Origin of the sequence: Niastella yeongjuensis (genome assembly GCF_900110245.1) — a bacterium.
Taxonomy (GTDB): Bacteria; Bacteroidota; Bacteroidia; order Chitinophagales; family Chitinophagaceae; genus Niastella; species Niastella yeongjuensis.
On record NZ_FOCZ01000006.1, the window covers coordinates 262,431 to 274,802 of the forward strand.

Annotated in this window: 11 protein-coding genes; 5 read left to right on the forward strand and 6 right to left on the reverse strand. The window is 41.4% G+C overall.

All coding sequences use genetic code 11. From position 1 onward, the window contains the following. Positions 1-8 precede the first annotated feature (8 nt). The 5 genes from BMX95_RS17960 to BMX95_RS17980 form a co-directional block, all read right to left on the reverse strand. Complete coding sequence (locus BMX95_RS17960; protein ID WP_090519505.1) at positions 9-728, reverse strand: hypothetical protein; 720 nt, start codon at positions 726-728, stop codon at positions 9-11. 29 nt (positions 729-757) lie between these two features. After that, positions 758-3,922 (reverse strand): TonB-dependent receptor, encoded by a 3,165-nt coding sequence (locus BMX95_RS17965; RefSeq protein WP_081202658.1) that lies wholly within the window; start codon positions 3,920-3,922, stop codon positions 758-760. A gap of 65 nt (positions 3,923-3,987) precedes the next feature. Then, complete coding sequence (locus BMX95_RS17970) at positions 3,988-4,989, reverse strand: FecR family protein (protein WP_081202657.1); 1,002 nt, start codon at positions 4,987-4,989, stop codon at positions 3,988-3,990. A gap of 58 nt (positions 4,990-5,047) precedes the next feature. Further along, the gene (locus tag BMX95_RS17975) at positions 5,048-5,551 is read right to left on the reverse strand and encodes a DinB family protein (protein ID WP_081202656.1); all 504 of its coding nucleotides are present in this window, start codon (positions 5,549-5,551) and stop codon (positions 5,048-5,050) included. Positions 5,552-5,561: 10 nt separating this feature from the next. After that, the gene (locus tag BMX95_RS17980; protein ID WP_081202655.1) at positions 5,562-6,149 is read right to left on the reverse strand and encodes an RNA polymerase sigma factor; all 588 of its coding nucleotides are present in this window, start codon (positions 6,147-6,149) and stop codon (positions 5,562-5,564) included. A gap of 570 nt (positions 6,150-6,719) precedes the next feature. Here BMX95_RS17980 and BMX95_RS17985 point away from each other — a divergent pair. The 5 genes from BMX95_RS17985 to BMX95_RS18005 all read left to right on the forward strand — a co-directional run bounded on the left by BMX95_RS17985 (position 6,720) and on the right by BMX95_RS18005 (position 11,183). Then, complete coding sequence (locus BMX95_RS17985) at positions 6,720-7,163, forward strand: MauE/DoxX family redox-associated membrane protein (RefSeq protein ID WP_081202654.1); 444 nt, start codon at positions 6,720-6,722, stop codon at positions 7,161-7,163. 128 nt (positions 7,164-7,291) lie between these two features. After that, positions 7,292-7,570 (forward strand): HTH domain-containing protein, encoded by a 279-nt coding sequence (locus BMX95_RS17990; protein ID WP_081202653.1) that lies wholly within the window; start codon positions 7,292-7,294, stop codon positions 7,568-7,570. Positions 7,571-7,688: 118 nt separating this feature from the next. Further along, positions 7,689-9,839, forward strand: coding sequence for a protein kinase/lanthionine synthetase C family protein (locus tag BMX95_RS17995; protein ID WP_081202652.1), 2,151 nt, complete (start codon positions 7,689-7,691; stop codon positions 9,837-9,839). Positions 9,840-9,864: 25 nt separating this feature from the next. Next, positions 9,865-10,650, forward strand: coding sequence for a hypothetical protein (locus BMX95_RS18000; protein WP_081202651.1), 786 nt, complete (start codon positions 9,865-9,867; stop codon positions 10,648-10,650). A gap of 197 nt (positions 10,651-10,847) precedes the next feature. Further along, entirely contained in the window at positions 10,848-11,183 is a 336-nt protein-coding gene (locus BMX95_RS18005) for a hypothetical protein (protein WP_081202650.1), read from the forward strand. 71 nt (positions 11,184-11,254) lie between these two features. Here the strand turns inward: BMX95_RS18005 and BMX95_RS18010 are convergent, their stop codons facing one another. After that, entirely contained in the window at positions 11,255-12,352 is a 1,098-nt protein-coding gene (locus tag BMX95_RS18010; RefSeq protein ID WP_081202649.1) for a hypothetical protein, read from the reverse strand. Positions 12,353-12,372: the final 20 nt, after the last annotated feature.

The following is a 12,372-nucleotide window of genomic DNA, read 5'->3' on the forward strand; positions in this document are numbered from 1 at the left end:
TTTAGAAATTAATACAGTTTTTCACCAAGGATGCGGAGAGAATCTCCCGTACCCAACCCTTGCTTTCGAAACAGGTAAATATTAAAATCAGTCGTTTTTATATCCGAAAAATTCGCCACCTCCGCATACGCCATCGTTTTTCTTTTGCCATCTGTGCTGTAGAATTTCAATTGTACTTTTCTGGTGGAAGCGTTATAGGCGAGAAAATAACGGGAAAACTCATCTTTTTTCAGGTCAAAACTATCAGTCGCCACGTAAGCCCTCCCATCCGTATTGTTCAATACTACTACCTTCAACAAGTCAGGAAGTGCTGCGTGTGTGTAACGGATGGATACTTTTCCATAGCCGTCGGGTGGTAATGATTCATTTACCGGCGGACCGATCAGCACAAAGTTGGCTTCTGATGCTGGTTGATAAAATGTAATGGAGTTGACAAAACCTGATCTGTAATTGATCACTGTGTCAAACCAGGTCCGATTAGAAAATGCATCTACCAGCTGAATACGGTGTGCCGGATCATAATATTCCACATTAACGCTTTTTGTTCCATCCGGCGCAAACAGTGAATCTGTCAAAAGGGTTTCATTTGAAAGTACCTTTAATTGCAACGCATCGGTCGAAAATGTTTTAAACTCCAGGGTTGTATACCTGGGCTCCACAATAGATCGTTCGTTCCTTGAACAACCCGTCAGATATAAAAAAGCTATAACTATAATTAAATTTCGCATTTGGCTAATATTTTAATCCTGAAACAATCCTAAAACTTATAACTAATGCTGACACTCACACCCATTCCCTTTTTTACTTTATAATTCACCAGATCGAGCGACTCGTTCAATGCATCGCCCTTAGGATCTTCGTTGAACTTTGGTGAAGTGTCTATGCCGTGACTTTTATCGGTATTGGAATAAATAATAAAAGGCTGGTTCAGTATGTCGGAAAAGTTCAGTTTTATCTCCATTTTTTGTTTCATAGGCCGCACATTTAACTGCAGGTCTACCACATCTCTTGGATTTTCATATTGGATCAACGGATGAACGATGCCCCCGTTTACAATACGCCGGCCAATGCGGTTGTACCCCAGATTAAGGCCCCATGACTTTGCCTGATAATTCAACCCACCGTTGATGATATAGGGCGACAAACCCTGGATAGGCCGGTTCTGATCGTCTATGTAGCTGGTATCTTTTCCGGTAAAAGGGCTTTGCGTAACTTCCGCCTTCAATTCTCCCTTCAGCCAGGTATAATTGGCGCTAAAGAACAACCGCTGAAGCCAGAGACTGGCCGGATCGATAAATGATAATGATTTGCGGATGTCTACTTCAAATCCTTTTGCAGTGGCAGAATACAGGTTGCGGTATTCTACACGATTGGAGGTGGGTTCAATAAAATAAAAGCGCTCCACCGGTTTTTTAAAGTCTTTATAAAATACAGAGGCCGATAAAATTTCATCGCCCGTAGGATAATATTCAAAGCGAAGATCATAATTACTGATGTGTGATACTTCCAATCCCTTCTGCCCTACCACTTCGGCCAATTCTGTAAAATCATAGTATATTGTTGGTGAACGCTCAATAAAATCAGGCCGGGCCAGTGTTTTACTGTAAGCAGCCCGTATATTCATTTTGCTGTTAACACTGTATATTATATTTACCGAGGGCAACCAGTCTTTTTCATGATAAAGAGAATCATCAAACCTGGGACGACCGGTTGCTACATCGTAAAACACCGTTGACATATTCATTTTATTGTCTTCGTACCTGGCCCCGCCCGTTATCCTCAACTGGTGAATCGGCTTCAGATCCAGCATCACATATTTGCCCGTCAATGTTTGCTTTCCATTATATCGGTCGCCCAAACTGCTGGCCCGGGTACTGGCGGGTTGATACCACAGATCCCCCCGGCCAAAAGCATCCTGTTGTGTAATTTCATAATAAGGTAAACCCCGCGTTGAATTTTCATAAGGCGTAGTTCCCAATAACCGGAAGTTACCCGCATCAAAATCGGCTTTCCGCTCGCTGTAACTGTATCCAATTTTCAATAACTGGGTTTCATTGAACACCTTAAAGGGTAAGGAAAAATTCGCACCGGCATTTTTCTTTTTTTCCTTCAATTCCGAGGCGTACATACCACCCAGTAACAGCAAACGGTCGTTCAGGTTATACATATATGCCCCATCTATCGGCGGATCGAAATTTACCGGTCTGGCTGCTATAAAACGCGAATCAGGTTGTTCCCGGTTCAGTTGGGTATAATCTCCATACCAGTCCAGTTTCAGATTGGCTTTTGTAAACTTATGTTCTCCCTCCAGCCTGGTTTGCACCAGTTCATTTTCGAGGGTAATCTCTGAGGTACGACGGGCAGGATTCCACCCCTGACTTGAATAATTCCCGGTTCGATAATCGAACTGGTTACTATATCGTCTGTTATACAGGTTCTTCCAGGAAATACGGTGCCGGGTGGTTTTCCAGGCAGTATTGAACAAACCACCAATGGTAGTATTATACCGGTATTTTTCACCGTCAAAATCAAATTGACTACTTACCCGCGCATTTCCACCTTCAAAAAACTGTTCGTTTAAATAGGTAGCGGCGGCAACAAAACCAAGGGTACTTTTTTGGAACCGTTTATTGATACCTCCAGCCAGCTGATAATTTTGCACAGGCGTATAGGGATAGGTTTTGTATTGCCAGCGATTGGGTACCTGGCTGCCTATTCTCCTTATACCGGCGGTATCATTTCGAACCTGCATGGCATAAGCATCTACGGGATCCATCAATCTGCCGTCGCCGAACCATTTCCGGTTTTTATCTACAATACCGAATTTTGCCTTGTCGTCACGTTTATAACTCATCATTTCCTTTCCGGTACTGGCCGAATTAAAACCGGTACCAACGGATACCTGTAAAAAATTTTCAACAGGCACATCCCTTGTATTTACCTGTACTAAACCGCCGGTAAATTCACCCGGAAGATCAGGTGTGGCGGTTTTATTCACCACCACATTATCCAACAAGGCGCTGGGCACAATATCAAAACTGAAATTTCTTCTATTAGGTTCTGTACTGGGCAGGGAGGCACCATTGATCAATACGTTATTATAGCGATCACTTACCCCGCGTATAGTTACAAATTTGTCATTCTGCACTGTTATCCCACTCACCCGTTTCAACACCTGTGCCGTATTGTTATCGGGTGTGGCACGAATCTGTTCGGCACTAATGCCATTTGTCATGCTGGCATTGTTTTTCTGCGTCATCAGCAGGGAACGGGTACTCTCCTTACGGGCGCCGCTGGTTACCACTACAGCCTTCATTTGTTTGGAAGCAGCAGCAAGTACTACGTTCAGATCTGCAGTTTCACCTTCTTTTACCACCGCCTCAGTTACACGGCGGGACTGATATCCAACAAATGAAAACTGCAAAGTATAACTACCGGCAGGTAGTGACAACACATACTCCCCACTTACGGAAGTAGTGGTGGCTTTGGTGTTCGATTCAACCGATATCGATACACCAGGCATTACTTCATTATTCTCATTACGAACAACGCCAGTAAGTTTTCCTGGCTTAGCCTGGCTTGCCTGGTTAAGATCAAGTGCTGGTTTTGCATTAACCTTTACTGCAATGGTAGTTCCGAGTAAATTGAATTCAAGGTTGGCAAGGCGTTGCAGATTATCCAATGCATTGCCCAGCGATGTATTTTCGAAAACAAAAGATCTGATAGTGATCTTTTCGAGCTGTTCACGGGTATATGAAAAGGTGTAATTGCTTTGTTTATCCAATTCTTCAATAACCTGGGCAGCAGTCGTGTTCTTTAATTGAATGGAAATTTTTTCTTTTAGTGCGATAACCTGTCCAAATGAAAACAGGTGAAACGAAAATAAAAAGAGGACAGTTAGTATACCGGTTAGTTTGTTCATATCACAGTCTTGTTCTGAATGGCTTTATTTACAGTGTTAAAATCCAATTGTATTGTTGTTGCCTGCTACTTTTTCACAATAACAATCTTCTCCCCTACTCTTTTATACCGCAGGTCGTGTACAAAAAGAATATTGGTGAGCACCTGTGGCCAGGTACTGTTGCGGAAACTGGCCGTGATACGTTTGTGTTGCACCAGCGCCGGGTCGCAATCAATATGCACCTGGTACCTGTTTTCTACGCGCTCAATGGCTTCCTGCAAAGGCACCTCATTAAATACCAGGTATCCTTGAGTCCACAGGGACACATTGGCGGCAGCAACAGGCAACACTTCCCATGATTGGGTTTGCTTTGAGTATCGTACCATGTGGTCGGGAGAAAGCTCGGTGGTTTGATCGGTAGCAGTATCGTCCAATGCCACCTTACCATGTACCAGGGCAACCTTTACTTCCGATTCCTGTTCGTATGCTTCAATATTGAATGCTGTACCCAGTACGCGGGTGCGTAAACTGCCGGTTTCAACAATGAACGGGATTTTTTTATGAGTTGAACCAGGTTCCAGGGAAGGAACCACTTCAAAAAAACCTTCACCTGATAATTTCACCAGGCGTTTGGTGCGGTTGAATTGTTTGGGATCAAATTCAAGACGGGAATACATATTTAACCATACCTGCGACCCATCGGGCAACGTGATGCGTCTGATGCCGGCATGATTGTTCTCGATAACGGTGAGCAGTGGTGTAGTGCCATGACTGCCTGATGCGGCGGGTCGGATTACATACCATAATATAATAGCAGAGACGGCCAGTACCAGCCAGCTTGCTGCCACCAGCAAACGACGACGAACTGGTAATTTGTGACGCTCAGGTACAATACTGCGTTCATTCATCAACTGCTGATGCATACGGATTTTAACCGCATCCAGTTGTTCTGGCGACAGCATAGTTGATTCATCAGAAAGATCGAGCTGGTCTATCCATTGTTGTAGTAACTCGATTTCTTCGGGGGTGCATTCATTGTTCCTGAACCGTTGAAGTAATTCTTCAACTGGTAGGGGGCTTTGTTTCATACATCATAGTAATAACGCAGTTGGCAAATAGTACCATGCCGCGAATATTACCAAAATGTTAAGAGAAAGCCGGCGAGTAAAGGTGTTTTAAAACGTTCATATGGTGTAGTTCATGGCCTATGGTGGCCTTCAAAAATGCTTCAACGGGCAGTTCATACTTCCAGGCGGTACCGGTAAGTGCCAGTTGAGGTTTTGACAAAAAATTGATGAAGCTAATAGATGCATTTCTCACATATTCAAGATCAGTGATCAACTGGCTGACGGTGAGCTCATCAAAACGGCTGTTATCAACAAATGAATTCTGGTCGTAGCCCGGCAAAGGCGTTTTATCTTTTCTGCTGAACCGGAGGGTGCGGTAAGTCATGATGCGCTCATGATCTGTCATATGACCAATGATCTGTTTTATACTCCACTTATTGGGGGCGTACCGGTAAGCAGCCTGCTCGTCAGTAAGGGATTTCAGCAGGTTCAAATTTTCCTTTGAATTGAATAATTGGATATAATCTCTATCGCCTAATAATTCAATATAGTACGGGAATCCATCGATGATCGAGTATCTCATGTAGCCTATTTTATGGTAATATACTGAATAAGTTTACTGCAAACTGTTTTACAGCCCGACGCAGTCGTTTTGAAGCAATGTGAAGCTGATTTTTTACTGTTTGTCTGGAAAGTGACAAGTCGCCTGCTATTTCAGTAATGGTTTGGTCATGATAATAATTGCGGATAAAGATCCTTTTCATTTTATCAGGCATGTCGGTTATTTCCTTTTCAATAGCCTGCTGAATGGTTTCCTGTTCCTGCTCGTGCTGCATCAGCGCATAATTGGGATCGGCGACAGACTGATGGGTCAAAAACGTTTCCAGGTTTTTGTAATGTTTTTCCCGCAATCCTTTTGACCGGAAATAATTAAAGATTTTATTATACAAGCAGGCTACCAGGTATGATTTTACAGTAGTATCCTCAGTTAATTCAGGCATGCTGCGCCAGATGTCGGCAAAGAGATCATGTACCAGGTCGTACGCATCATCGGCCGACCCGGTTTTCTTACAGGCCAGCTTAAACAATAACTCCCAGTGCTGATGATACCATTCATTGAAGACAAGCTCATCAGTATTGGGGGACTGGGTTTTCGGCTTATTTGGTCGGTTCTGCCACATAACAATAACAGAGGGGTGCAAATTATACTAACGAATCAAAATACATTGTTATCAAAATATGAACACATACAAAATGATAATATTGACTGCAGGTTAATTGCAGTGCGAAATTTTATATTTCCACCAACTGAAAATGCAACCAAAAGAACAGGTAACAATTATTGTTCAAATTACTTTATCCATATTATTTATGTAGATTATACATTAATCGGAAGCGTAATATTGAAGCAACAGTAAAACAATCAATAATCGGGTTAACATGGTCGACTAACCGATAAAAACTTAACATTGGAAAACCAGTTTTCTTTGTAATTTTATAATAAGGTAATATGCAAATGAGGTTAAGGCCCTCCCGACACACCTTTTAACCTCCTTTACAATCCGGTTGGTGTTATTCTCAATACCGTTCCATCCCATTATGGAATGAACCGGCAGCTTTTATTTTCCGTGCCAGGTGAAACAACCTCAACCATAAATAATAAGTATTTAAGGTAGAAAGATTGTAGCAAAACATCCTGTCGTAAGGCGGGAATAATAACCTTATTCGTCAACATTAAGAACTGCAATGCTATGAAAAGAAGTAATGTGGCCACGGGTATCATTTGCACCTTGAACATTACCCTGTTTGTATATGCAGCTATTGCCAAATTGCTTGATTATTACAATTTTCAATTCGGACTAACAGAATCACCATTTATTGCGCCATTTGCCAATGTACTGGCCTGGGCTGTGCCGGCCAGTGAGTTGATCATAGCGGCATTATTGGTGATTCCAGCCACCCGTTTAGCTGGTTTGTATGCATCCTTTGTATTAATGTCGTTATTCACTATTTATATTGCGGCCATGCTGCTTTTCGGCAGTGACATTCCCTGTTCTTGTGGGGGTGTGCTGGAAGAAATGTCATGGGGCACGCATATTTTATTTAACTGCTTTTTTGTTGCCTTATCGGCCTGGGGCATTTACCTGCAGCGAAAGAGGCGACGAACGCCCACCAACTTACCTGCTTTAGCTTAATCATTTTATTTACCACTGTTAATCTTACCGGATCTCAAAAAAGGCCCTGTTACGTACAATGGCGTAGCATAAGAAATCGATTCCTTATCCCGTGGCGATTAACAACCGTCACATAAATCACCCGATATATGCAACGAGATATCATTGACCGGCTCTCGCGCCTGGATCACCTTATTCGTATCAAAGGCACAGGTACTCCAGCGCAATTAGCAGAGCGATTAAACCTATCTGAAAGAAGTATTTACGATTACATCAATTTCATGAAAGGATTGGGCTGCCCCATTAAATTCGACAGTTACCGGGAAAGCTATTTTTATGAGGAGGAAGGCTTTTTTGTGATTGCATTCTTTTCAAAAAATAAACTAAAGCCTTTCCTGGAAAATTATTCCATGGAGCTTAATGACTGATTAATGACAACGGCAAGATTTAATATTCCACTGCAGTTATACTGCAGTGGACCTGCCGAAATTTAATGCTGTAGTAACATTGGTACGTAAAGGAGCATAACCATTAAACTTTATCAAGATGAAATCCGCATCGGTAATAACCGTTTCACAGAGCTTGCCGGAAAGTGAGGCGAAAGGAAAAGTTATTAAAAAGGCGGGGAACCGCATAGGCTACAACTATATAATTATTAAAAGCCTGAAAGAAAGTCAGAAAAATGATGTTGTAAAATGCCTGTATATAAAAAGCCTTACCAATTTTGGGTTTTGTGTAATTAAAGAAGGTTCATATGGCGATAGTAAAGACAAGGAAGGCCGTGATATAAAAGACAGACTGATCTGGCAACAACAGCTACATGCTGAATTACAAGACAAAGTACGTATGCCCCGGCTACTGGGCCATTTTGAAGAAAATGGAAACTATTACCTCGTAATAGAACGAATAAAAGGAAAGCCGCTGTATAAAGCCTGCCGCGAAAAAAACGGAGACTTGCGTAATGGCCTGCTAACGGGAACACGCACAGGAATAACTTTCATTGATTATTTAATACAGATCATTGACCTATTGAACACCCTGCATAAACACCATGTTGTGCACCGGGATGCTACTTCCAACAATTTTATCATCATGCCTAATGGAAAAGTGGCGGTGATAGACATGGAATTAAGTTATTCTCTGCAACAACAGGCGCCGGCGCCCCCATTTCAGTTAGGAACTTATGGGTATATGTCGCCGGAGCAACTTAAAACAGAAACGCCTACGATCAAAGAGGATGTATTTTCTGCCGGCGCTGTGTTATTGCAGGTTTGGACAGGCATTTCTCCTACAAAATTAACAGACGCATCCCCCAATTCCCTGCCTGAAAAAGTTCACTTCTTCATCCCTGATAAAGCTGTTGCCGATATGGTTATTAGATGCCTGGACCCTGATGCAGCACAACGTCCGGTGTTATCAACACTATATGAGGTATTAGTAAAATACAAAGAAGATTTACGAATCAAAAAAAATCGGACGGTAACAAATCCATTGATTTTTTCAAAAGAACAAATTCAACAAACTATACAACAGGCAATTGGTACACTGGCATCGCCCCTGCTGGTTGATGAAATTAAAGGCTGGTTTTCAGAAAATATGAAAATAGAACCAGTGCGTGATAAAAGTAAGATCAACAAGGCCTGGTATGCCAGTTTTGGTAAAGGCGCCGCGGGAGTTCTATATCTGCTAAATGAAACAAAAAAAATGGGCTATAGTACCGAGTCTACAATACCATATATTCGGAAGTCGCTGGGTTTGATAGAAACAAAGTACATAAAACGAATTCAAACGGTATCTCCAAGTTTTCATTTTGGAGCATCCGGTATTGCAGCTACGTTGGCACTTTGCATACAAAGTGGGTTACTCGCCCCTGAACCTCATTTTCAAGACTGGATCAACCGTTTGTTGGACCGTGATAACCAGGAGCCCGGTTTTATGAATGGAATAGCAGGACAGGGCATGGCTTATTGGTTATGTCAGGATTTTTTATTACCGGATATACTAATTAAGCGATTATGCAGCTACGTTGACCAATTGTTACAAACCCAGCAAAAGGACGGCTCCTGGATCTACAAAGAAGTAAAAGGCAAACAAAAAAAGCGACAAGGATTTGCCAACGGAGTAGCCGGAAATATTTATTTTTTACTGGAATATGCAAAGCGTTATCAAAGCCCTAAAGCGAACGCTGCTGCAGAAGCCGGATTAGAATGGTTAATAAAACGGGCTGTTCACAAGGATGGAAAAATATTCTGGCGCAGCGACAAGAATAAAGAATTAATGCACTGGTGGAGCGAAGGCACGTCGGGAATCGCCCTCGCTTTTATAAAAGCTTATGAATGTTCGGATAACCCTACTGATAAGCAACGTTATAAACAATTTGCCACCGGTGCATTATTAAATCATCCCAAACAGGTATTAGACAACAATCTAAGCCAACTACAGGGACTTAGTGGCTTGGGGGAAATATACCTCGAGGCCTATAAAGTATTTCAGGATGCCGAGTGGATGGAAAGAGCCGACTGGATCGCCCAGGTATTTATGCATTTAAAAAAAGAACATCCGCAGCATGGGCCCTACTGGCTGGTACAACACGAAAGACAACCGACTCCGGATTTTATGACCGGAAACAGCGGGGTAATCCATTTTTTATTGAGATATTGTTATCCAAAGCAAATTGGTTTCCCCATGATGCCATAAGTTTATCATATTAGAAAATCAACGAATGAACTACGCCAAAGTCCTTGATGCCGCACTGACCCTGTTCCCTAAAAAGATCAGGGTAACTTGTATAGATGGTGTTACAGGCCAACAAATTGGAAAATATAAGATCCCGCTTAGCCAGGTACCACTGGCATTTAACAAACCAGTTACCACTACTATTGATGGACATGAATGGCGGATTATAAAAGCAGAACCGGTTAATCCAGATGATATTGCCATTTTTAAAAAACTTACCCTGCATGTACTTGATAAAGATCAATTGTCACAAACTTCATTTGGTTACCCGGTGCCTACGAGGCATGCCAGCATCCCTTTAACCACCCCCACTCCATTCTATCAGCAGTTTACTATTGAGTTGTCAGCAGATGACTGGCTGCAACAGGAATTTCTTCCTGTTCAATCTCTACCACTTATACAGGAAGAATTGGCGCTGATTGACCCCATATTATTAGCAGATAACGGTTTCAACCCCCTATTGGGCTACGAACACTTACACATCCGTAACCAAACGGCCCTGCTGGGTGCAAACATCCAGTTTGACGCATTTTGTGCGGCCCTTCAGGTGACTCAAAAGGGGAATATCCGGTTAGCCGGAGGAGATTATATAGAAAACGGCTTTGCCTTACGTACGGACAATTACGAATATTACGGCACAATTGAAAATAACCAAATTACCCATTTATCCCTAACTGCCTTTGACTGCATCGATGACGAGTTTTCGCAGGTGGCTACAAGCTGGGGCCTGGCGCTGGTAAACTGGTGCCAGGGCAATATAACAACGGTCTGAGACTCAAACTGCATTTTTATTTGCCTGATCTCAAAAATCCATTTAATTTACACGATCAGACCGGTAGTACTTCCAACTATTGGTACTTAAAAAGGTTTGTACACAATGCTCCGATTAGTAAGCCAACTGCCACTATTGGCTTAACCTTGCCCGAATGGCTGCATTAAGTCACTCGGGCTTAAAATGTATTAAACTGCATGGCTAAAAAGAAACGCATTGCTGGAAAAAGGACCGTTTTGGTAAAGAAAAAATCAGCAGCCCCCAAAAAGAAAGCAGCTGTTAAAAAGAAAAAATCTACAAAAAAATCATTCTCTAGCCCTAAGATTTCAACCCAACGGCTGGTAATACATACCAATGACATTACCAAGATCCTTGGCATAAACATTCGCACTGCACAGAGACTTTTACAGTCAATCCGCGAGTCATTGGGCCGGAACAAGAAAGATTATGTATCGATAAAAGAATTTGCTCTGTATGTACACCTTGGAGAAGAAGAGGTAAGACAAAATCTTAGCGAAACTTCGCTCAACTAAGATGTATACCCAATACAATTATTTGCTACAATAAATGTCGGATGATATTATCCGACATTTATTACGTTGTTTTATTCACTCTTTGCGATCTTTTGAGCTCTTTTCGTCTCAATTTCTTTCATTCGCTGCTTATATTCAGGAAAACCCGGCTGATTATAATAATCCTTTAACATTATTTGAGTGCTACTTTTCTTTAATTCTGTTTTTGTTTGATCATCTAAAATGGAAGCAAGCAGCCTCTCTCTTAACAAGCCCTTGTATCTTTTCTTTACATTTACGTAGTATAAATAATTTCTGAGGTCTTTTATCCCTAAACTATCTTTATTAAAATCAAAATCGAATTGCTGCCATACCTCTACCTTATTAAACTCACTGATGCAATATATATCGCCGTAATATTCAGACACATTTTGCAACCATTTATTTAAATAATTGTGTTGAGTGGAATCCCAAATTTCTTTTAAATCGGCCGCACTGATACAAGAAAGGGAATCCTTTCTACTAAAGGTTCGTAATGCACGAAATGTTTGAATCCGGTCAGACTCAGCCAAACTAACAATATTAGCCTTTAAATAATTATATTCAAAGTCTGTAAATTGGCTTTTACAAGAATCAAGAAAAGGAATTTGTACCGCCAATTTATCATCAAGGTATTTCTGCCAATCAAAATATTCTTTCGTTGCATAAATGCGACTGTTACTGTGTGTAGGAGGTGATTTCTTGCCAATTTTCTTTATCTCATTCCAGCAAATTTGTTTCCCTGCACCTCTTCCGGCAAACCTGAAATCTTCACCATCATAACTTATAGCCAAACTATCGCCCGGACTAACTATTGGCAATGAACCAAATCCAAAATTTATCTTTACAGGCTCATCTGTATGCAAAACCCATTTCACACCCTCCTCATTCAACATAGCACTTACCAATTGCCATTCCTTATTATCTTCTGTATTTTTTACGGAAACATAATTTAAATCCATCTTCTCTTTCAGTGCATAATTTTCAGGAAAGGGATGAACAATCTTAGGTGCTAATATTAAACGAATGACAATTTTACCCGTAGCGCCTGGTTTATTTTCTGTATTACACGAAAAGCACAACATTAAAGTAATACTGCAAAAAGCACCTCCTAAATAATTAATAATAGTTTTCATGATTTTATATTTCATGTTTAAGGATTATAAGACCT